Here is a 19,163-nt window from a genome sequence, read left to right on the forward strand (position 1 = left end):
TCTTCTCAACAGTACGGCCGCGGCGTCCTGGGGACACCGCGGCCGGGGCTGCACTACAGGGGGAGCTACTTCTTCAGGGCGTCCATCGCGCGCTGCGTGACGTCCTTGACCTCACCCAGGGCCGGGATCGTCGACACGAGGCCCTGGGCCTTGTAGTAGTCGATGATCGGCTCGGTCTGCGTGTGGTAGACGTCCAGCCGGTTGCGGACCGCGTCCTCGGACTGGTCCTCGCGCACGTACAGCTCGCCGCCGCAGATGTCGCAGACACCCTCGACCTTCGGCGGGCGGTACGCGACGTGGAAGACGTGCGCGCTGTCGTTGCGGCACGTACGGCGGCCGGCGAGGCGCTTGACGACCTCATCCTCCTCGACCTCCAGGTCGAGGACGGCGTCGAGGTTCATGCCCTCGGCCTTGAGCATCACGTCGAGGGCCTCGGCCTGCGACACGTTGCGCGGGAAGCCGTCGAGCAGGAAGCCGGCTGCCGCGTCGGGCTGCTCCATGCGGTCCTTGGCCATGCCGATGGTGATCTCGTCCGGGACGAGGTCGCCGGCGTCCATGAACGCCTTGGCACGCCGGCCCAGCTCGGTGCCCTGACTGATGTTGGCCCGGAACAGGTCGCCCGTGGAGATGTGCGGGACCGACAAGGTCGTGGCAAGGACAGTCGCCTGCGTTCCCTTGCCCGCACCGGGCGGTCCGACGAGGACGATTCGCATCAGCGGAGGAACCCTTCGTAATTACGCTGCTGGAGCTGGCTCTCGATCTGCTTCACGGTTTCCAGACCCACACCCACGATGATCAGGATGCTCGTCCCGCCGAACGGGAAGTTCTGGTTCGCCCCGAAGCCCGCCAACGCCATCGTCGGCACAAGAGCGATGAGACCCAGGTACAGCGACCCCGGCCAGGTGATCCGGTTGAGTACGTAGCTGAGGTACTCGGCGGTGGGCCGACCGGCGCGAATGCCCGGGATGAACCCACCATACTTCTTCATGTTGTCTGCAACTTCCTCGGGGTTGAACGAGATCGCCACGTAGAAGAACGCGAAGAAAACGATCAGGAGGAAGTAGGTGGCGATGTAGTACGGGTGGTCGCCCTTGACGAAGTGCTTGCTGATCCAGTTCGCCCAGCCGGCGGTGGAACCGCTGAACTGGACGATCAGTGCCGGGATGTACAGCAGCGACGAGGCGAAGATGACCGGGATGACACCGGCCTGGTTCACCTTGAGCGGGATGTACGTCGAGGTGCCGCCGTACGCACGCCGGCCGATCATGCGCTTCGCGTACTGGACGGGGATCCGTCGCTGCGCCTGTTCGACGAAGACCACGAGGGCCACCATCGCGAGGCCGACCAGGATGACCACGCCGAACTCGACCCAGCCGTCCGCGATCTTGCCCTGGAGCTTGATCTGCCACAGGGCGCCGACGAAGCCCGCGGCGATCGAGATGAACATAAGGATCGACATACCGTTGCCGATGCCGCGGTCGGTGATGAGCTCACCGAGCCACATGACGAGGCAGGTACCCGCGGTCATGGTGAGCACCATGACGACGGTGGTGAAAATCGATCGGTCCGGAACGATCTGGTCTTTGACCTGGCAGCCCTGGAAGAGGGCGCCGCTGCGGGCGGTGGCGACGAGGCCGGTGCCCTGCAGGATCGCGAGCGCGACCGTCAGATAGCGCGTGTACTGAGTGATCTTCGACGTGCCGGACTGACCCTCTTTCTTGAGGGTCTCCAGCTTCGGGATGACCACGGTCAGCAGCTGCAGAATGATGCTCGCCGTGATGTAGGGCATGATGCCGAGCGCGAAGATCGTGATCTGCAGCAGCGCACCGCCGCTGAACATGTTGACGAGACCGAAGAGGCCATTGCTGCTGCCTGCCTGGTCAACACAGATCTGAACGTTCTTGTAGCTCACGCCGGGTACCGGGATGTGGGACCCGAGCCGATACAGCACGATGATGCTGAGCGTAAAGAGCAGCTTCTTGCGCAGGTCGGGCGTCTTGAACGCCCGGGCGAACGCGGTGAGCACGGTGCCTCCTGCGACCCCCGCGCTACTGCGTCAGAGGTGACGGTCTGAGGGATCGACGATTACGTACATGCAAAGGTGCAGGCCACCTTACCGGCGTCTGCGGCCCCCATGGAACGACCAACCGGGGATGCCCCATATGTGAGGCATCCCCGGTCGGGTTTCTAGCTATTTGTCACTGAGTTCGTCTTAGACGAGCTCGGTCACGGTGCCACCAGCGGCGGCAATCTTCTCCTTGGCGGAGCCGGAGACGGCGTCAACCGAAACCTGCAGCGCCACGGAGATCTCGCCCTGGCCCAGGACCTTGACGAGGCTGTTCTTGCGAACCGCGCCCTTGGCGACCAGGTCGGCCACCGTGACTTCTCCACCCTCGGGGTAGAGAGCGCCGAGCTTGTCCAGGTTCACGACCTGGAACTCGGTGCGGAACGGGTTCTTGAAGCCCTTGAGCTTCGGCAGGCGCATGTGGAGGGGCATCTGCCCACCCTCGAAGCGCACCGGGATCTGGTAGCGGGCCTTCTGGCCCTTCGTACCACGACCAGCCGTCTTACCCTTCGACGCCTCACCACGACCGACACGGGTCTTCGCGGTCTTGGCACCGGGGGCGGGACGGAGGTTGTGGGCCTTCAGCGGGCTGTTCTCAGCCATGTTAGTCAACCTCCTCAACCGTCACGAGGTGGCGGACGGTGTTAGCCATTCCGCGGAACTCGGGGCGGTCCTCCTTGACGACCACGTCGTTCAGGCGCTTGAGCCCGAGCGAACGCAGAGTGTCGCGGTGGTTCTGCTTGCTGCCGATGTACGACTTCGTCTGCGTGATCTTGAGACGGGCCATTACGCACCCGCTCCCGCAGCACGTGCACGAAGGAGCGCGGCGGGGGCGACGTCCTCGAGGGGCAGACCACGGCGAGCCGCGATCTCCTCGGGACGCTGCAGGCCCTTGAGCGCAGCCACGGTCGCGTGCACGATGTTGATCGCGTTCGACGAACCGAGCGACTTCGACAGGATGTCGTGAACGCCGGCGCACTCCAGAACGGCGCGCACCGGGCCACCGGCGATAACGCCGGTACCGGGGGAAGCCGGCTTCAGGAGCACGACGCCAGCGGCACGCTCGCCCGTGATCGGGTGAGGAATCGTGCCCTGGATGCGCGGAACCTTGAAGAAGGACTTCTTGGCTTCCTCGACACCCTTGGCGATGGCCGCGGGAACTTCCTTGGCCTTGCCGTAACCGACACCTACAGTGCCGTCACCGTCGCCCACCACGACCAGCGCGGTGAAGCTGAAGCGGCGACCACCCTTGACAACCTTGGCGACGCGGTTGATCGCGACAACGCGCTCAACGTAAGCGGTCTTCTCGGCGGCAGGGCCACCGTCGCGACCCTTCCGGTCCCGCCGCTCGCCGCCACCGGCACCGCTTCCGCGGCGCTGGGGTCCAGCCATTGGATTACCTCTCTCTGTTACGTCCGTGAGTCCCGGAACCGGGGCTTAGAACTTCAGCCCGGCTTCGCGGGCGGCGTCAGCCAGAGCGGCAATGCGCCCGGCGTATCGGTTGCCACCGCGGTCGAACACGACGGTCTCGACACCCGCAGCCTTGGCACGCTCGGCGACGAGCGCGCCGACGGCCTGGGCCTGGGCGCTCTTGTCGCCTTCGCCACCGCGGATCGAGGTGTCCAGGGTCGACGCGGACGCCAGGGTGTGACCCTGGAGGTCGTCGATGACCTGAGCAACGATGTTGCGGTTCGAACGCGTCACGACGAGGCGCGGACGCTCCGCCGTACCCGAGACGTTCTTGCGGATGCGGATGTGGCGGCGGGCCTTGGCGGCACGCTTGTACGCGTCGCCCTTGGCGATCTTTACACCGTATGCCATGGCTACTTACCAGCCTTTCCGACCTTGCGGCGGATGACTTCGCCGGCGTACTTGACACCCTTGGCCTTGTACGGGTCGGGCTTCCGCAGCTTGCGGATGTTGGCGGCGACCTCGCCGACCTTCTGCTTGTCGATGCCCTCGACCGAGAACTTGGTGGGCGACTCGACCTTGAAGGAGATGCCCTCGGGCGCCTCGATCAGGATCGGGTGGCTGTAGCCAAGCTGGAACTCCAGGTTGGAGCCCTTCGCGGCGACGCGGTAACCGACACCGCTGATCTCGAGCGCCTTGACGTAACCCGCGGTCACGCCGGTGATCATGTTCGCCACCAGCGTGCGGGACAGGCCGTGCAGGGCCTTGTTCTGACGCTCGTCGTTGGGGCGGATGACGTTCAGAACGCCTTCCTCACCCTTGACGATCTCGATGGGCGCAGCGACGGTGTGCGAGAGGGAACCCTTGGGGCCCTTCACCGCGACCGTGCGGCCATCGATGGTGACGTCCACACCGGCGGGAACCTGGATGGGGAGCTTGCCGATTCGCGACATTGCTTTTCCTCCGTTCCCGACTACCAGACGTAGGCGAGGACTTCCCCACCTACGCCCTTCTTGCCTGCCTGCTGGCCGGTCAGGAGACCATGGGACGTGGAGATGATCGCCACGCCCAGGCCGCCGAGGACCTTCGGCAGGTTGGTGGACTTTGCGTACACGCGCAGACCGGGCTTCGAGATCCGCTTGATGCCCGCGATGGAGCGCTCACGGTTCGGCCCGAACTTCAGCTCGAGGACGAGGTTCTTGCCGACCTCGGCGTCCTCGACCTTCCAGCCGGTGATGAAACCCTCCTGCTTGAGGATCTCTGCGATGTGCGACTTGATCTTGCTGTGCGGCATCACCACGGTGTCGTGGTACGCCGAGTTAGCGTTACGCAGACGGGTCAGCATGTCTGCGATCGGGTCAGTCATGGTCATGAAGTGGCCTTCGGCCTCTCTCGCCGGGGTTTCCTGTATGCGCCATCCCTCTCCCCACTCAGTGGCGGGACGGGTGCGGTGCGGGGACCTACGGCGTAGTAAGTCGTTATGGGCGGCGGACGCCCAACCACACAAGCCTAAGGCATGCGGGGCCGGGCATCCGCCGTCCAGATGCTTACCGAGAGTGCCTGGAAGTTCCCAAGTCCTTGCGGACGAGAGGGAATTACCAGGAGCTCTTGGTCACGCCCGGCAGCTCGCCACGGTGAGCCATCTCACGAAGGCAGACGCGGCACAGGCCGAACTTGCGGTACACGGAGTGGGGGCGACCGCAGCGCTGGCAGCGGGTGTACGCACGCACACCGAACTTGGGCTTACGGGCAGCCTTCGCGATGAGAGCCTTCTTCGCCATCTCGCTTACGCCTCCTTGAAGGGGAAGCCGAGGTGACGAAGGAGGGCGCGGCCCTCGTCGTCGTTGGTCGCCGTGGTGACCACGGTGATGTCCATACCCCGGGTACGGTCGATCTTGTCCTGGTCGATCTCGTGGAACATGACCTGCTCCGTGAGACCGAAGGTGTAGTTGCCACGGCCGTCGAACTGCTTCGGCGACAGACCACGGAAGTCACGGATACGCGGCAGCGCGAGCGACAGCGTACGGTCCAGGAACTCCCACATGCGGTCACCACGGAGGGTGACGTGGCAGCCGATCGGCTGACCCTCGCGCAGCTTGAACTGCGCGATGGACTTGCGGGCCTTCGTGACGGCCGGCTTCTGACCGGTGATCGTCGTCAGGTCCTTGATGGCGCCGTCGATCAGCTTGGAGTCGCGGGCGGCGTCGCCCACACCCATGTTGACCACGATCTTCACGAGGCCGGGAATCTGCATGACGTTCTCGTAGGAGAACTCTTCACGCAGCTTGCCCGCGATGTCCTCGCGGTACTTCGTCTTGAGACGCGGAGTGGTAGCCATCAGATGTCCTCACCCGTCCGCTTGGCAACGCGGATCTTGTTGCCCTCGTCATCGAAGCGGAAACCGACGCGGGTAACGACCTTCTGGCCGTCCTTCTCCACAACCAGCTGAACGTTGCTGACGTGGATCGGCGCCTCGACGATCACGATGCCGCCGGTCTGCGAGCCACCAGCGGTCTGGCCGGCCTTGGTGTGCTTCTTGACCCGGTTGACACCCTCGACGAGGACACGGTTCTCAGTAGGGATGGCCATGATGACCTTGCCCTGCTTGCCCTTGTCCTTACCGGTGATGACCTGAACCAGGTCGCCCTTCTTGATCTTCATGCTTACAGCACCTCCGGCGCGAGCGAGATGATCTTCATGAACTTCTTCTCGCGCAGCTCACGGCCCACCGGGCCGAAGATACGGGTGCCGCGAGGGTCGCCGTCGTTCTTCAGAATGACGGCGGCGTTCTCGTCGAAGCGGATGTACGAGCCGTCCTGGCGGCGGCGTTCCTTCACGGTGCGAACGATGACCGCCTTGACGACGTCACCCTTCTTCACGTTGCCACCGGGGATCGCGTCCTTGACGGTGGCAACGATGACGTCACCGATGCCCGCGTAGCGGCGACCGGAGCCACCGAGAACACGGATGCAAAGGATCTCCTTGGCACCAGTGTTGTCGGCGACACGCAGTCGCGACTCCTGCTGGATCACGTCTATCTCCTGTTTGTCTGCCGGTTCCCGGCGGGGGCATCACTCCGAAGAGCTACCGCCCCCACCGAGCCTGGCGGAACGAACCTGAGGGGCCCCCGGGCGTGCTGCCCGGGGCCTCAGATAATTACTTGGCCTTCTCGAGGATCTCGACGATGCGCCAGCGCTTGCTCGCCGACAGCGGACGCGTCTCCATGATGAGGACGCGGTCGCCGACGCCGGCAGCGTTCTGCTCGTCGTGAGCCTTGAGCTTGTTCGTACGGCGGATGACCTTGCCGTACAGGGCGTGCTTCACGCGGTCCTCGACGGCGACGACGACGGTCTTGTCCATCTTGTCGCTGACGACGAGACCCTCACGGGTCTTGCGGAAACCGCGCTCGGTCTTCTCAGTCACGTTGTTCTCGCTCATCAGGCGCTCTCCACCGTCTCGATACCGAGCTCACGCTCGTGCATCAGGGTGTAGATGCGAGCGATGTCCTTACGGACGGACTTGAGCCGGCCGTTGTTCTCCAGCTGACCCGTGGCCGCCTGGAAGCGCAGCTTGAACAGCTCTTCCTTGGCCTCGCGCAGCTTGCCAACGAGCTCCTCGTTACCGAGCTCACGCAGCTCGGACGCCTTGGTTCCCGTCGCCATCACGACTCACCTGCCTCGCGCCGAACAATCCGGCACTTCATCGGAAGCTTGTGAGCAGCGCGGGTGAGCGCCTCACGAGCAATCTTCTCGTTCGGGTAGGACAGCTCGAACATGACCCGGCCCGGGTGCACGTTCGCGATCCACCACTCGGGAGAACCCTTACCGGAACCCATGCGGGTCTCGGCAGGCTTCTTCGTCAGGGGGCGGTCCGGGTAGATGTTGATCCAGACCTTGCCGCCACGCTTGATGTGGCGGGTCATCGCGATACGAGCCGCCTCGATCTGGCGGTTCGTCACGTAGGCCGGGGTCAGCGCCTGGATGCCGTACTCGCCGAACGAGACCTCAGTACCGCCCTTGGCCATACCGCTGCGCTTCGGGTGGTGCTGCTTGCGGTGCTTGACCCTACGAGGGATCAGCATGTCGGTCAGGCCTCCGTTCCGGTGCTCTCGGCCGGAGCGGCGGCGGGAGCGTCGGCCTTGGGGGCCTCGACACCAGCAGCCTGCTGCGGCTTGCGGCCACCACGGCCGCCGCGCTCGCCACCACGGCCACCACGGCCGGCGGGACGGTCGCCAGCGCCCTGCGCACCACGGGCCGGGCGGTTACCCGCACGGGCCGCAGCGTTCTCGGCGCGAACCTCGGCGATGTTCTTGACGTCGCCCTTGTAGATCCAGACCTTCACACCGATACGGCCGAAGGTGGTCTTGGCCTCGAAGAAGCCGTAGTCCACGTTCGCGCGGAGGGTGTGCAGCGGCACACGGCCTTCGCGGTAGAACTCGGAGCGGGACATCTCGGCGCCGCCGAGGCGACCGCCGCACTGGATCTTGATGCCCTTGGCGCCGGCCTTCATCGTGCCCTGCATGCTCTTACGCATGGCGCGACGGAAGGAGACGCGGGAGGAGAGCTGCTCGGCAACGGCCTGCGCGACCAGCTGAGCGTCGACCTCGGGGTTCTTGACCTCGAGGATGTTCAGCTGGACCTGCTTGCCCGTGAGCTTCTCGAGGTCACCGCGGATGCGGTCGGCCTCGGCGCCACGGCGGCCGATGACGATGCCCGGACGAGCGGTGTGGATGTCCACACGCACGCGGTCACGGGTGCGCTCGATCTCAACCTTCGAGATGCCGGCGCGCTCCATGCCGGACGTCATCATCCGACGGATGGCGACGTCTTCCTTGACGTAGTCCTTGTACAGCTTGTCGGCGTACCAACGCGACTTGAAGTCGGTGGTGATGCCGAGCCGGAACCCGTGCGGGTTTACCTTCTGGCCCATTACCGGGAACCTTCCTTGCTGCTGACGACCACGGTGATGTGGCTGGTCCGCTTGCGGATCCGGTAGGCACGGCCCTGTGCACGCGGACGGAACCGCTTCAGGGTCGGGCCCTCGTCCACGTACGCCTCGCTGATGACCAGCGTGGTGGCGTCCGGGTGGTTGTAGTTGTGTGCGGCATTGGCAATGGCGCTGTCGAGCACCTTGCCAACCGGCACGCTCGCGGCCTGCGGGGCGAAACGCAGGACCGCCTGAGCCTCCGTGGCATCCATGCCACGGATAAGGTCCACCACTCGGCGGGCCTTCATGGGCGTGACGCGGATGTACCGCGCCTGGGCCCTGGCTTCCATGGTTGTCCCTTCGGTGTAAGTCATAGTCGTAACCACCCCGCCTTTAGCGGCGCTTCGACTTCCGGTCGTCCTTGACGTGGCCGCGGAAGGTGCGAGTCGGCGAGAACTCGCCGAGCTTGTGGCCGACCATCGACTCGGTGACGAACACCGGGACGTGGATCTTGCCGTTGTGCACCGCGATGGTGTGACCCAGCATGGCCGGGATGATCATCGAGCGACGGGACCAGGTCTTAATGACGGTCTTGGTACCAGCTTCGTTCTGAACGTCCACCTTCTTGATGAGGTGTCCGTCGACGAAGGGTCCCTTCTTGAGACTGCGCGGCATCTAAACCCGCTCCTAGCGCTTCTTGTTCGTCTTGCGGCGGCGGACGATGTACTTGCTCGAAGCCTTCTTCGGCGAGCGAGTACGACCCTCCTTCTGACCCCACGGGGAGACCGGGTGGCGACCACCGGAGGTCTTACCCTCACCACCACCGTGCGGGTGGTCGACCGGGTTCATCGCGACACCGCGGACGGAGGGGCGAACGCCCTTCCAGCGCATACGGCCGGCCTTGCCCCAGTTGATGTTCGACTGCTCGGCGTTGCCGACCTCACCGACGGTCGCGCGGCAGCGCGCGTCGACGAGACGGATCTCACCGGACGGCATACGAAGGTGGGCCATGGTGCCCTCCTTCGCCAGCAGCTGCACGGAGGCACCAGCGGAGCGGGCGAACTTCGCGCCACCACCGGGACGGAGCTCGATCGCGTGGATCGTGGTACCGACCGGGATGTTGCGGAGCGCCAGGTTGTTACCGGGCTTGATGTCGGCCGTGGGGCCGTTCTCAATCCGGTCACCCTGCTTCAGGTTCTTCGGCGCAATGATGTAGCGCTTCTCACCGTCGGCGTAGTGCAGGAGCGCGATGCGCGCAGTGCGGTTGGGGTCGTACTCGATGTGCGCGACCTTGGCCGGCACGCCGTCCTTGTCGTGACGACGGAAGTCGATCACGCGGTAGGCGCGCTTGTGTCCACCACCCTGGTGGCGAACAGTGATCCGGCCGGTGTTGTTACGGCCGCCCTTGCTGTGCAGAGGGCGAACCAGCGACTTCTCCGGCGTGGACCGCGTGATCTCGACAAAGTCGGCGACGCTGGAGCCACGACGGCCCGGGGTCGTCGGCTTGTACTTGCGGATACCCATTTCTCAGTCCTCGTCCGATTCCGGACGACTAGACCTCCGTTAGGAGGCCTGGCCGCCGAAGATGTCGATTCGGTCGCCCTCAGCGAGGGTCACGATGGCGCGCTTGGTGTTCGCGCGCTTGCCGAAACCGGTCTTGGTGCGCTTGCGCTTACCCTGACGGTTGATCGTGTTGACCCCGGTGACCTTGACCGAGAAGACCGCTTCCACGGCCTGCTTGATCTGGGTCTTGTTCGAGCCGGGCGCGACGATGAACGTGTACTTGTTCTCGTCCAGCAGCGCGTAGCTCTTCTCCGAGACAACCGGCTTGATCAGCAGGTCGCGCGGGTCGGTGAAGGTCTTGCTGGTAACGGTCGCCTCAGACATCAGGCGTCGCTCCCTTCGGTCTCATCGGCCTTGGGGCCAGACACGAAGGACTCGAAAGCGGCCTGAGTGAAGACCACGTCGTCAGAGACGATCACGTCGTACGTGTTCAGCTGGCCCGGCTCCAGGATGTGCACCTGGGGCAGGTTGCGGGCGGACAGCCACGCGGCCTCGTCGGCGCGGTCGACGACCAGGAGCAGGTTCTTGCGCTCCGAGATCTTGCCGAACAGCGTCTTGGCGGCCTTCGTGGAGGCGGCACCCTCGACCACACCGGTGACGATGTGGATGCGGGAGTGACGCGCACGGTCCGACAGGGCACCACGGAGAGCGGCGGCCTTCATCTTCTTCGGGGTCCGCTGCGAGTAGTCACGCGGCTGCGGGCCGTGGACGACGCCACCGCCTACGAACTGCGGAGCGCGGGTCGAACCCTGGCGTGCGCGGCCGGTGCCCTTCTGGCGGTACGGCTTGCGGCCACCACCACGGACTTCGCCACGACGCTTGGTCTTGTGCGTGCCCTGACGGGCAGCAGCCAGCTGAGCGACAACGACCTGGTGGATCAGCGGAATGCTGGTCTTCGCGTCGAAGATCTCCGCGGGGAGCTCGACGGTACCGGCCTTGTCGCCTGCCGGCGAAAGGATGTCAATGGTGCTCATTACCTCAAGCCCCCTTGGCCGCGGTACGGACCAGGACGAGGCCGCCGTTCGGACCGGGGACCGCACCCTTGATAAGGAGCAGACCCTTCTCCGCGTCAACCGCGTGGATGGTCAGGTTCTGGGTGGTGACACGCTCGTTACCCATACGACCGGCCATGCGCATGCCCTTGAAGACACGCCCAGGGGTGGCGCAGCCACCGATCGAACCGGGGGAGCGGTGCTTGCGCTGCACGCCGTGGCCGGCGCCGAGGCCCTTGAAGTTGTGACGCTTCATGACACCGGCGAAGCCCTTGCCCTTGCTGTTGCCCGTGACGTCAACCTTGACGCCGGACTCGAACACAGCAGCGGTGATCTCCTGGCCGAGCGTGTACTCGCTGGCGTCGGAGGTGCGGAGCTCCACCAGGTGGCGGCGCGGGGTTACATCGGCCTTGGCGAAGTGACCCTTGAGGGGCTTGTTCACCTTGCGCGGGTCGATCTCGCCGAAGGCGATCTGGACCGACTCGTAGCCGTCGATCTCGTTCTTACGGACCTGGGTAACGACGCAGGGTCCGGCCTTGACCACGGTCACCGGGACGACACGGTTGTTCTCGTCCCAGACCTGGGTCATGCCGAGCTTCTCGCCCAGGACGCCCTTGATCTGCTTTGCCATCTTCTCGACGCCTCTCAGAGCTTGATCTCGATGTCAACGCCGGCCGGAAGGTCCAGGCGCATCAGCGAGTCAACGGTCTTGGGAGTCGGGTCGAGGATGTCGATCAGGCGCTTGTGAGTGCGCATCTCGAAGTGCTCGCGCGAGTCCTTGTACTTGTGCGGCGACTTGATGACGCAGTACACGTTCTTCTCAGTGGGCAGCGGCACCGGGCCCGCGACCGACGCACCAGTGCGCGTCACCGTCTCGACGATCTTCTTCGCCGACGAATCGATGACCTCGTGGTCGTAGGCCTTGAGCCGGATGCGGATCTTCTGTCCCGCCATGGCTACTCCGTAGTCCTGTCTGTTGTGGAAACGCTCTGGTTCTCGGCCGGCTGCGGATCACTCCGCCGCTTTCCTCCGACCCACGCGGTCGGGCGTGTCGCGCTCCCTCTACAAAAAATTCCCATACGGAAATTCCCTCGTCCAAGGGGACGCGGTCCCAAGACCGCAGATCGGGGGCGAACACCCACCGAGTACCTGGCAGGCACCGTGCTGACGCTTCCCAGAAGATTCCCGTACGTCCGCCCCATTGCTGCCCCGAGAGGCAGGTAAGGCGACGAGTACTGTGGGACTCGCTTCCGGTCCTCCCGGCGGGAGGCGCGCAGCATCGGCACTCAGCCGAGCAACTTGAGTAGTCTGCCATACGAGGCACGTACCTGGCCAATCGGGCCGAAGAGAATACCCCGCCACGCTGAGTGGTCAAACTGCACCACGCTGCGGGGATCCCTTGCGGGGCCCGGGTCAGGTCCGGGACACCGTCCCGCACCCCTCCTCGGTGGCCTCGGCCAGGTCTTTGCTCCGGTCGTACGGGTCCACGGGCGTGCCGGACGGGGTCGGGCCCGTCATCGCCTGGCTGGAGAAGACCGGGTGCAGGTAGCCGTCGTAGACGAAGCAAGCGCTGTTGCCGATGTCGTAGAGGTAGGCGCCGAGCTGGATCGTGCCGGGCTCGACCCGCCACTTCTTCGGGTCCGCGAGCGTGAACTTCATCTGGCGCCGCACGATCGACCTGCTGACCTCGTCGGCTCCGGCCTTCGCCTGCACCAGCGGGTAGACGAAGGTGTAGTCCGCGAGCACGTCCACCTGGCCGGGCGCGTCACCGGGCTGGAACGACAGCCGGCCGCGCACCTTCACCACGTTCCCGACGAGCCTGGCCTCGGCGCTGTCGGTACGTACGAACATCTGCAGCGGGTCGTGATCCTTCCCGGGCCGGGCCAGGGCCTGCTCCAGCCGCTCCAGCAGCTCCCCCTGGGCCGGGTCGATCAGGTCCAGCGCCGCCTGGGGGCGCTCGCCCCGCAGGGTGGCCGGGTCCAGGTTGGCCGCCACGAGGAACTGCTTGGCCCGCGCCAGCCCGTCCGCCACCTGCTCCTTGGACAGACCGCCGAGGGCGGTCGCCTCGGGGACCTCGATGCCGAGGTCCCCGTCGGCCCATTGCAGGGCCGGGGAGCCCTTGAAGGGCTCCCCCGGCGTCGGCCGGTCCGGGTCCACCGCGGTGGGGGCGGCGCTCGGCCGGACCGTCTCGGCGGGCAGCGGCTGCCCGGCCCTGGCGTCCTGCCCGGCCTTGCCGGTGACCTTGTCGATGACCAGCTCGGGCCGGATGGCGATCAGCGCGAGGGCTACGACGAAGGCGATGGCCAGCCCCGCCTTGAGCCGGCGCCCCGCCCTCCCCCGCCGGGTCGTCTCCTGCCAGGCGGGACCGGTGCGCCGGCCGGGCGGCTGCCCGAAGCCGCCCCGGGCCTCCTCCTCGCGCAGCCGCGCGGCCACCGCGCGCGCCCGCGCGGACGGCTCCTGGGGCGCCCCGCCGGTCCCCGCCGCGGCCTGCTCCATGAACCGCGCCCACTCCTCGTCGGAGACGGACGGCGCGCCCTCGTCGTTCCCTGCCATGTCCCCACCCCTGGATGTAGCGGCGGGGGTCCCCCGGACCGTGTCCAGGAGACCCCCGCCGATGGAACGCCGGGCTACTTGGCGAAGTAGCCGGTGATGTCCGCGATCAGATCGACGCTGCCGTCGTTGTTGAAGAAGCTGACCTTCCCGTCGACCACGGGCACGACCACCAGGTTCGGGATCGTCTGGCCGGGCGTGAAGTTCAGGTTCGAGGCACTGGAGCGGGTCGTACCGCTCGGGTACACCGACACGTAGCTCGCCGCCGTCGGGTTGGTGGCGGTCACGTTCAGCACCACGGCGGTGACGCCCGTCGCCGGGATGCCGTTGGCGCCGGCGACCGAGAGGGTCACCACACCCTGCGCGCCGACCTTGGCCTGCGGCACGCCCAGACCCGCACGCGTGTCCATCAGGCGCTTCGGACCGATGTTGACGTGCGTGGCACCCGTACCGGCCGAGGTGAAGTAGCCCGTGATGTCGGCGATCAGGTCAACCGTGCCGTCGTTGTTGTAGAAACTGACCTTCCCGTCGACCACGGGCACGACCACCAGGTTCGGGATCGTCTTGCCCGGCGTGAAGTTCAGGTTCGAGGCACTGGAGCGGGTCGTACCGCTCGGGTACACCGACACGTAGCTCGCCGCCGTCGGGTTCGTGGCGGTCACGTTCAGCACCACCGCGGTCACACCGGAGTCCGGGATGCCGTTGGTCCCCGCGACCGGCAGGGTCACCACGCCCTGCGGACCGACCTTCCCCTTCGCCACACCCTCACCCGAACGGGTGTCCATCAGGCGCTTCGGACCGATGTTGAGGTGCGTGGAACCCGGATCGGTCGACGTGAAGTAGCCGGTGACGTCGGCGATCAGGTCCACGGTGCCGTCGTTGTTGAAGAAGCTGACCTTGCCGTCGACCACGGGCACGACCACCAGGTTCGGGATGGTCAGACCGGGCGTGACGTTCAGGTTCGAGGCGCTGGAGCGGACCGTGCCGCTCGGGTAGACCGATACGTAGCTCGCCGCCGTCGGGTTCGTGGCGGTCACGTTCAGCACGACCGCGGTGACGCCCGACCCCGGGATGCCGTTGGTGCCCGCGACCGGCAGGGTCACCACACCCTGCGGACCGACCTTCCCCTTCGCCACACCCTCACCCGAACGCGTGTCCATCAGGCGCTTCGGGGTGACCGGGACGAACTTGGCGTCCTTCGCCACCGGAACGTCCGCGACGACGGTGACCGGGAGGCTCGTGGAGACCTTGCCGTTCACGGCGGTCGCCTGGACCTGGATCTTGTGGGTGCCGGTGGCCAGCACCGCGGACGCCGTACGGGCCGTGCCCGGGGTGCTCGCGGCCGACACGCCGTCCACCAGGAGGTCGAACTTGGCCAGCCGGCCGTTGTCCGTGCTGGTGGTCCAGTCGAGGGTCAGCGGCCCGGTGGACTTGTAACCGGCGCCCGGCACGGCCGCGGCCCCGTTCACCGTGGTGATCTTCAGCTGCGCGGCCGGACCCGCGGTCCGGATCGTGCCCAGCTGGTCGTAGAGCCCGCCACCCGGGCACACGGTGTTGAAGCCGTCCTTGTGGCCCGAGAGCGTCTTGAACGTGTACGACTGGCCCTCGACGAACGAGGCGCCGAAGTTGTTCGTCTGCGTGGCGCCGGCCCGCAGCGTCGTCGTGCCGTTCATGTCGCCGTCGTACTGGCCGAGCTTGTAGGCCGCGATCTGGGACACCGACTCGAGCGCGGCGGCCGAGGCCCCGGCGGTCTGGTAGTCACCGATGACGGCGATGCCCGTCGACTCGGAGTTCCAGCCGTAGGTGTGCGCACCCTGGACCGGCTGGTCGATGCCGCCCTTGCGGCCCTCGAAGATCGTGCCGCACTTGTCGACCAGGAAGTTGTAGCCGATGTCGCGCCACTTCTCCGGTCCGGTCACGTGGTACACGTGCATGGCCCGGACGATGGCCGCGGACTGCGAGCAGTCGTACTCCTGACTCACGGTGTGGTGGACGAAGGCGGCCTTGATCTTGGCGCCGGCAAGGTAGAGCGGGCCCTCGCTGCTCAGGCTCTCGTCGGCCTCCCACTCGACCCGGGAGACCACCTTCGGCTGCGGCGCGGTGGAGACCGGTCCGGGTTCCACCGCGGGGGCGGCGAAGGCCACCGGCTGGGCGGGCAGATCGCCCTTCTTCTTCTTGGCGGCGCCATTGCCCGGGTCCACCAGGTTCAGCTCCAGGCCGGCGGGGAGGTCACCGCCCTTCACGCGCACCTCGGCACCGTTCGACGGGCCGACCCACACGGGCTCGGTGGCGCCGAGCGCGCCGGGGCGCTTGCCGTCGAGCCCGGACTCCGCGGGTTCCAGGGCGATCCACTTGGACCACTTCCCGGTCTCCGCGCTACGGGAGCGGGCCTCGATGGTGCCCTTCACCTCGGCCTCGGGGTCCGTCCAGGACACACCGAGGAGGCCGAAGAGCTCGGTCCCCTGCTGGGGCAGTCCGGCCTCGCCGGCGCCCTTCGACTGCAGGGCGAGCTTGCGTATCTCGCCCTTGACGGGTCCGGTCTGCTCGGCCCCGGCGCTGTACGCCTTCGCCTCCCCCGACCCCTTGGCGTCGGGGGAATCCGGTCCGGATCCACCCGCCATCCCTTGAAAACCGAGTACCGCTGCCACACCGAGTGCGGTGGCCAGAGCGGTACCGCGCACACGACCCAGTCTCAAGTTGTCCCCAACCCCTGTTTTTCGAACTCTTCAGGTGAAACAGCTGATCCGCCCGGATGCTACTGGCACGCGTTCCCGGGGAATCCGGCGGGGCCGCCCCTGCGAACTCCCAGCGGTGGGCCACACGCACGAACCCCGGTCCGCCGCGATCGGCGGACCGGGGTCCTCGTCGTTTCGAGCCGTCACCGACGGCGCCAGAGCACCCATCCGTGCGTCTTGTCCGCCTTGGCGACGTACCAACCCGCGGGCGCCCGCAGCCAGGTGTCCTCCGCCTTGGCGTCCTTCGAGGTCAACTGCAGCACCGCGGCGTCCGCCTGGGCCGGCGGCTCCTCACCGTGCTCCAGGTCCCTCGTCCAGACCCGCCCCTCGTACACCTCGTACGTCTGGGCCATCCGCAGGCCCCAGTCGACGTCCCAGTCCATCACCAGGTTCTCGCCCGGCTTGAGGCCCGTGGACTCGGTGAATCCGATGGCCAGGGGCTTGCGGTACTCGATGTACGGTCCGGCCACGTTCGAGGTGACGGTGGCCGTCGCGTACGTCGCGAACAGAGCCAGCGAGACCGCCACGGCCCAGATCACCCGGCGTCCGCCGGCCAGTCGGAAGAGCACGCAGGCGCCGAGCACCAGCAGGGCTCCGGCGATCGTGCGCCACATGTGCAGCTTCGTCCACTCCGAGGCCAGGAACAGCGCGTCCGGCATGGCCCACTGAATGATGTTCAGCCTGTAGAGGCCCTTGCCGACCACGAGGATGACGAACTCGGCGGTGACCACGGTGAGCAGCACCGCGCCCAGCACCAGCCGCAGCAGCGCACCGGCCCGCGCCCGCCACAGCACGGTGACGCCCACCAGGAAGAACGCCGGTACGAGCGGGGCCAGGTAGCGGGCGTAGACCCAGTTGTCGATCCGGTCGTCCGTCGGCAGTCCGGCCGCCGCGGCGAGCGCGATGCCGCACAGCAGGGCGACCATGACGAAGGAGACCACCCGCGAGGCCCGGGTGAAGCGGGGGCTGAACACCGCGAACACGCACAGGGCGACGGCGAGCGCGCCGAAGCCCCAGGACGAGACCGAGAAGTACCAGAGCTGGCCGATCGTACGGGTCACCGTGCGGCGCAGCAGATCGGGGTCCACGAGGTTCTCCAGGACCTGCGTGCCCACCGAGCTCGGCGGCTGATCCTTGAACTGCGCCTCCAGCCAGGTGGACAGCAGCTTGGCGCCCAGCACGGAGACGGCGAGTGCGCCCCACGCGGCGAGCGTCGACCGCAGCGGTGCCCACTTGAAGACGAGCGCGCCCACCAGCACAGCCGCGGTGAGGGCCACCACCACGCCGCCGCGGTCGTGCACCGCCATGGAGAAGCCGGCCAGGAGACCGGCCCCCACGCCGTACCGCACGCGCCGGCCCGGATCGCCCTCGCTCAGCCAGCCGTGCAGGGTGATCAGCCACCCGAGGAGGACCACGGGGAGCAGGGTGTCGGACATCGCGAACTGGGAGTAGAAGACCACGGGCGGCATCAGCGCGGCCGCCATGGCGATCAGGACCGAGAGTCCCTTGGGCACGTCGAGCCTTCGCAGGGCGACGTAGGCCAGGGGGAAGACGAGCGCGTTGATCAGCGTGTTGATGCCCATGACCAGCTGGTACGCGGTGACCGGGTCGTCCGCGAACCGCAGGGCCGGGGAGATCAGCAGCGAATAACCGCCGGGGATGACCGATCCGACCGGCATCTCCGTCGTCGGCCGCCCCGCGAGCACCCGGGCCAGCACGAGGTACGAGGACTCGTCCGCGTGCACCGAGGGGTAGCTGTTGCCCCACACCAGGGAGAGCCGGAACAGCACCTGCGTCAGATATCCGGTGGCCAGCGCCGCCGGCCAGAACCACCGCCGGCGCACGACGGAGGCCCGCAGTGCGAGCAGCCGATCGGTCCTGGCCGGCCTCCCGGCCCGCTCAGGAGCGGACGCGTCGGCCGCCTCAGCCGCGTCCATCGTTTCGGTTCCCGACTGCACCCCTGGCACTTCCTGTTCTGGTTGGGGCCGTTTCGCACGCGCGGGTGCGGGAGCGGCTCAGCTCTGCCCGGAGGTGAAGGCGTGCCGGGCCAGCGTACGGGCGCCCTCACGGTGACCGCGGCGCAGCGCCCCGGGGAGCATCGTGAGGGCGTGGAGGCGGGAGGCGCTGTGGAAGCGCGCCGCGCGGGCCGCCTTCGGCCAGCCGCGGGCGTCCAGGCGCTCGGCCACCGCGGAGAAGTACCGCTCGGCCTCGGTGAAGCGCGTGCCGGAGAAGGCCTGGACCGACGACTCGCTGACGGCGTGCCGGCGGTACTGGAAGACCGTGGTGGAGTTGTCGATGACCATCTGCTCGTCGCCTTCGAGCAGGTCGACCACCAGCGCGAGGTCCTGGATCACCGAGTAGTCGTCCCGGAAGTCCACCTTGCGCAGCGCCTCGCCGCGCCAGGCGATCGAGGGGAAGTAGAGCCAGTTGCCGCGCAGCACGCTGGCGGCCAGCTCCTCACCGGCCATCAGCCGGCTGCCCTTGACCGGCGGTGCGTACAGCCGCTTCTTGGTGTTGTCCGCCAGGCCCTGCGTCACGACCCCGGCGCCGTCGATCACCTCGACACCGGGCTGGACCATGCCGATGCCCGGGTGGGCCCCGATGATCCCGCGAACGGTCTCCAGGTAGTGCGGGTGCAGCAGGTCGTCGCAGCCCATGATGACCACGTAGTCGGCCTCGGAGAGCCGCACGCACTTCTGGAAGTTCTTGGTGATGCCGAGGTTCTGCTCGTTGCGGGTGTAGTGGACCCGCTCGTCGCCGAGCTCCGCGAACCAGCCGGGGACGTCCGGTTCCTTGCCGTCGTCGATCACGACGAGCCGGAAGTCCGGATCCGTCTGCGCCAGGACACTGTGGACCGCGTCCTGCATCAGCTGGACGTCCCCGTAGTAGGGGAGCATGAAGTCGAAGGTCACCACGATGGTT

General features: G+C 66.9%; 27 protein-coding genes. All 27 read right to left on the reverse strand.

Going from position 1 to position 19,163, the window contains the following annotated elements; translation table 11 throughout:
* Positions 1–65 precede the first annotated feature (65 nt).
* The 27 genes from J7F03_RS01900 to J7F03_RS02030 all read right to left on the reverse strand — a co-directional run bounded on the left by J7F03_RS01900 (position 66) and on the right by J7F03_RS02030 (position 19,156).
* The gene (locus tag J7F03_RS01900) at positions 66–713 is read right to left on the reverse strand and encodes an adenylate kinase (protein ID WP_214946840.1); all 648 of its coding nucleotides are present in this window, start codon (positions 711–713) and stop codon (positions 66–68) included.
* Positions 713–2,026, reverse strand: a complete 1,314-nt coding sequence (gene secY / locus J7F03_RS01905; protein WP_214946841.1) for a preprotein translocase subunit SecY — start codon at positions 2,024–2,026, stop codon at positions 713–715. The genes J7F03_RS01900 and secY overlap by 1 nt, the downstream gene beginning before the upstream one ends.
* Before the next feature lie 186 nt (positions 2,027–2,212).
* Positions 2,213–2,668: a 50S ribosomal protein L15 gene (gene rplO, locus J7F03_RS01910; protein WP_214946842.1), complete on the reverse strand. Its 456-nt coding sequence runs from the start codon at positions 2,666–2,668 to the stop codon at positions 2,213–2,215.
* Position 2,669: 1 nt separating this feature from the next.
* The gene (gene rpmD / locus J7F03_RS01915; protein ID WP_041985698.1) at positions 2,670–2,852 is read right to left on the reverse strand and encodes a 50S ribosomal protein L30; all 183 of its coding nucleotides are present in this window, start codon (positions 2,850–2,852) and stop codon (positions 2,670–2,672) included.
* Positions 2,852–3,457 (reverse strand): 30S ribosomal protein S5, encoded by a 606-nt coding sequence (gene rpsE, locus J7F03_RS01920; RefSeq protein ID WP_214946843.1) that lies wholly within the window; start codon positions 3,455–3,457, stop codon positions 2,852–2,854. The genes rpmD and rpsE overlap by 1 nt, the downstream gene beginning before the upstream one ends.
* A 45-nt stretch (positions 3,458–3,502) precedes the next feature.
* A complete protein-coding gene (rplR, locus tag J7F03_RS01925) occupies positions 3,503–3,886 on the reverse strand; it encodes a 50S ribosomal protein L18 (RefSeq protein ID WP_008739696.1) in 384 nt (127 codons plus the stop codon).
* A gap of 2 nt (positions 3,887–3,888) precedes the next feature.
* Positions 3,889–4,428: a 50S ribosomal protein L6 gene (gene rplF / locus J7F03_RS01930; RefSeq protein WP_214946844.1), complete on the reverse strand. Its 540-nt coding sequence runs from the start codon at positions 4,426–4,428 to the stop codon at positions 3,889–3,891.
* 20 nt (positions 4,429–4,448) lie between these two features.
* Positions 4,449–4,847 carry a 30S ribosomal protein S8 gene (gene rpsH / locus J7F03_RS01935; RefSeq protein ID WP_007265911.1) on the reverse strand — a complete coding sequence of 133 codons (399 nt, stop codon included), beginning with the start codon at positions 4,845–4,847 and terminating at the stop codon, positions 4,449–4,451.
* Positions 4,848–5,070: 223 nt separating this feature from the next.
* Positions 5,071–5,256 (reverse strand): type Z 30S ribosomal protein S14, encoded by a 186-nt coding sequence (locus tag J7F03_RS01940; RefSeq protein ID WP_003956452.1) that lies wholly within the window; start codon positions 5,254–5,256, stop codon positions 5,071–5,073.
* A gap of 5 nt (positions 5,257–5,261) precedes the next feature.
* The gene (rplE, locus tag J7F03_RS01945) at positions 5,262–5,813 is read right to left on the reverse strand and encodes a 50S ribosomal protein L5 (protein WP_030388859.1); all 552 of its coding nucleotides are present in this window, start codon (positions 5,811–5,813) and stop codon (positions 5,262–5,264) included.
* Entirely contained in the window at positions 5,813–6,136 is a 324-nt protein-coding gene (gene rplX / locus J7F03_RS01950; protein WP_214946845.1) for a 50S ribosomal protein L24, read from the reverse strand. The genes rplE and rplX overlap by 1 nt, the downstream gene beginning before the upstream one ends.
* 2 nt (positions 6,137–6,138) lie before the next feature.
* A complete protein-coding gene (rplN, locus tag J7F03_RS01955; protein ID WP_003956455.1) occupies positions 6,139–6,507 on the reverse strand; it encodes a 50S ribosomal protein L14 in 369 nt (122 codons plus the stop codon).
* A 124-nt stretch (positions 6,508–6,631) separates the two neighbouring features.
* Entirely contained in the window at positions 6,632–6,913 is a 282-nt protein-coding gene (gene rpsQ, locus J7F03_RS01960) for a 30S ribosomal protein S17 (RefSeq protein ID WP_030008467.1), read from the reverse strand.
* On the reverse strand, positions 6,913–7,137 hold the full coding sequence (gene rpmC, locus J7F03_RS01965) for a 50S ribosomal protein L29 (protein ID WP_008739703.1): 225 nt from the start codon (positions 7,135–7,137) through the stop codon (positions 6,913–6,915). Before rpmC ends, rpsQ begins: the two co-directional genes overlap by 1 nt.
* Complete coding sequence (gene rplP, locus J7F03_RS01970) at positions 7,137–7,556, reverse strand: 50S ribosomal protein L16 (RefSeq protein WP_112447745.1); 420 nt, start codon at positions 7,554–7,556, stop codon at positions 7,137–7,139. Before rplP ends, rpmC begins: the two co-directional genes overlap by 1 nt.
* A 5-nt stretch (positions 7,557–7,561) precedes the next feature.
* Positions 7,562–8,404 (reverse strand): 30S ribosomal protein S3, encoded by an 843-nt coding sequence (gene rpsC / locus J7F03_RS01975; RefSeq protein WP_214946846.1) that lies wholly within the window; start codon positions 8,402–8,404, stop codon positions 7,562–7,564.
* Positions 8,404–8,751: a 50S ribosomal protein L22 gene (gene rplV, locus J7F03_RS01980; protein ID WP_214946990.1), complete on the reverse strand. Its 348-nt coding sequence runs from the start codon at positions 8,749–8,751 to the stop codon at positions 8,404–8,406. The genes rpsC and rplV overlap by 1 nt, the downstream gene beginning before the upstream one ends.
* 43 nt (positions 8,752–8,794) lie before the next feature.
* On the reverse strand, positions 8,795–9,076 hold the full coding sequence (gene rpsS / locus J7F03_RS01985; RefSeq protein ID WP_112447747.1) for a 30S ribosomal protein S19: 282 nt from the start codon (positions 9,074–9,076) through the stop codon (positions 8,795–8,797).
* A 12-nt stretch (positions 9,077–9,088) separates the two neighbouring features.
* Entirely contained in the window at positions 9,089–9,925 is an 837-nt protein-coding gene (gene rplB / locus J7F03_RS01990) for a 50S ribosomal protein L2 (protein WP_112447748.1), read from the reverse strand.
* A 39-nt stretch (positions 9,926–9,964) separates the two neighbouring features.
* The gene (rplW, locus tag J7F03_RS01995; protein ID WP_214946847.1) at positions 9,965–10,288 is read right to left on the reverse strand and encodes a 50S ribosomal protein L23; all 324 of its coding nucleotides are present in this window, start codon (positions 10,286–10,288) and stop codon (positions 9,965–9,967) included.
* Positions 10,288–10,938 carry a 50S ribosomal protein L4 gene (rplD, locus tag J7F03_RS02000; RefSeq protein WP_214946848.1) on the reverse strand — a complete coding sequence of 217 codons (651 nt, stop codon included), beginning with the start codon at positions 10,936–10,938 and terminating at the stop codon, positions 10,288–10,290. The genes rplW and rplD overlap by 1 nt, the downstream gene beginning before the upstream one ends.
* A gap of 4 nt (positions 10,939–10,942) precedes the next feature.
* Positions 10,943–11,587 (reverse strand): 50S ribosomal protein L3, encoded by a 645-nt coding sequence (rplC, locus tag J7F03_RS02005; RefSeq protein WP_112447750.1) that lies wholly within the window; start codon positions 11,585–11,587, stop codon positions 10,943–10,945.
* 14 nt (positions 11,588–11,601) lie between these two features.
* Positions 11,602–11,910, reverse strand: a complete 309-nt coding sequence (rpsJ, locus tag J7F03_RS02010; protein ID WP_003948644.1) for a 30S ribosomal protein S10 — start codon at positions 11,908–11,910, stop codon at positions 11,602–11,604.
* 459 nt (positions 11,911–12,369) lie between these two features.
* Entirely contained in the window at positions 12,370–13,509 is a 1,140-nt protein-coding gene (locus tag J7F03_RS02015; RefSeq protein ID WP_214946849.1) for a hypothetical protein, read from the reverse strand.
* A gap of 74 nt (positions 13,510–13,583) precedes the next feature.
* On the reverse strand, positions 13,584–16,187 hold the full coding sequence (locus tag J7F03_RS02020; RefSeq protein WP_214946850.1) for a peptidoglycan recognition protein: 2,604 nt from the start codon (positions 16,185–16,187) through the stop codon (positions 13,584–13,586).
* Between the two features lie 197 nt (positions 16,188–16,384).
* Complete coding sequence (locus J7F03_RS02025) at positions 16,385–18,178, reverse strand: hypothetical protein (RefSeq protein ID WP_214946851.1); 1,794 nt, start codon at positions 18,176–18,178, stop codon at positions 16,385–16,387.
* A gap of 78 nt (positions 18,179–18,256) precedes the next feature.
* Entirely contained in the window at positions 18,257–19,156 is a 900-nt protein-coding gene (locus J7F03_RS02030) for a glycosyltransferase family 2 protein (RefSeq protein ID WP_214946852.1), read from the reverse strand.
* Between the last annotated feature and the right edge of the window lie 7 nt (positions 19,157–19,163).

This window comes from Streptomyces sp. ISL-43 (genome assembly GCF_018614195.1).
GTDB lineage: Bacteria > Actinomycetota > Actinomycetes > Streptomycetales > Streptomycetaceae > Streptomyces.

Excerpts from the sequence above, each read along its gene's own strand:
- rpsS (WP_112447747.1), bottom strand. The coding sequence starts at position 9,076 with ATGCCGCGCAGTCTCAAGAAGGGACCCTTCGTCGACGGACACCTCATC.
- J7F03_RS01940 (WP_003956452.1), bottom strand. The coding sequence starts at position 5,256 with ATGGCGAAGAAGGCTCTCATCGCGAAGGCTGCCCGTAAGCCCAAGTTC.
- rpsQ (WP_030008467.1), bottom strand. The coding sequence starts at position 6,913 with ATGAGCGAGAACAACGTGACTGAGAAGACCGAGCGCGGTTTCCGCAAG.
- rplR (WP_008739696.1), bottom strand. The coding sequence starts at position 3,886 with ATGGCATACGGTGTAAAGATCGCCAAGGGCGACGCGTACAAGCGTGCC.
- rpsC (WP_214946846.1), bottom strand. The coding sequence starts at position 8,404 with ATGGGCCAGAAGGTAAACCCGCACGGGTTCCGGCTCGGCATCACCACC.
- J7F03_RS02025 (WP_214946851.1), bottom strand. The coding sequence starts at position 18,178 with ATGGACGCGGCTGAGGCGGCCGACGCGTCCGCTCCTGAGCGGGCCGGG.
- rplC (WP_112447750.1), bottom strand. The coding sequence starts at position 11,587 with ATGGCAAAGCAGATCAAGGGCGTCCTGGGCGAGAAGCTCGGCATGACC.
- rpmC (WP_008739703.1), bottom strand. The coding sequence starts at position 7,137 with ATGGCGACGGGAACCAAGGCGTCCGAGCTGCGTGAGCTCGGTAACGAG.
- rplV (WP_214946990.1), bottom strand. The coding sequence starts at position 8,751 with ATGGAAGCCAGGGCCCAGGCGCGGTACATCCGCGTCACGCCCATGAAG.
- rplW (WP_214946847.1), bottom strand. The coding sequence starts at position 10,288 with ATGTCTGAGGCGACCGTTACCAGCAAGACCTTCACCGACCCGCGCGAC.
- rpsE (WP_214946843.1), bottom strand. The coding sequence starts at position 3,457 with ATGGCTGGACCCCAGCGCCGCGGAAGCGGTGCCGGTGGCGGCGAGCGG.
- rpsJ (WP_003948644.1), bottom strand. The coding sequence starts at position 11,910 with ATGGCGGGACAGAAGATCCGCATCCGGCTCAAGGCCTACGACCACGAG.
- rplE (WP_030388859.1), bottom strand. The coding sequence starts at position 5,813 with ATGGCTACCACTCCGCGTCTCAAGACGAAGTACCGCGAGGACATCGCG.
- rplP (WP_112447745.1), bottom strand. The coding sequence starts at position 7,556 with ATGCTGATCCCTCGTAGGGTCAAGCACCGCAAGCAGCACCACCCGAAG.
- rplF (WP_214946844.1), bottom strand. The coding sequence starts at position 4,428 with ATGTCGCGAATCGGCAAGCTCCCCATCCAGGTTCCCGCCGGTGTGGAC.
- J7F03_RS01900 (WP_214946840.1), bottom strand. The coding sequence starts at position 713 with ATGCGAATCGTCCTCGTCGGACCGCCCGGTGCGGGCAAGGGAACGCAG.
- rplO (WP_214946842.1), bottom strand. The coding sequence starts at position 2,668 with ATGGCTGAGAACAGCCCGCTGAAGGCCCACAACCTCCGTCCCGCCCCC.
- rplB (WP_112447748.1), bottom strand. The coding sequence starts at position 9,925 with ATGGGTATCCGCAAGTACAAGCCGACGACCCCGGGCCGTCGTGGCTCC.
- J7F03_RS02015 (WP_214946849.1), bottom strand. The coding sequence starts at position 13,509 with ATGGCAGGGAACGACGAGGGCGCGCCGTCCGTCTCCGACGAGGAGTGG.
- rpsH (WP_007265911.1), bottom strand. The coding sequence starts at position 4,847 with ATGACCATGACTGACCCGATCGCAGACATGCTGACCCGTCTGCGTAAC.
- rpmD (WP_041985698.1), bottom strand. The coding sequence starts at position 2,852 with ATGGCCCGTCTCAAGATCACGCAGACGAAGTCGTACATCGGCAGCAAG.
- rplD (WP_214946848.1), bottom strand. The coding sequence starts at position 10,938 with ATGAGCACCATTGACATCCTTTCGCCGGCAGGCGACAAGGCCGGTACC.
- rplX (WP_214946845.1), bottom strand. The coding sequence starts at position 6,136 with ATGAAGATCAAGAAGGGCGACCTGGTTCAGGTCATCACCGGTAAGGAC.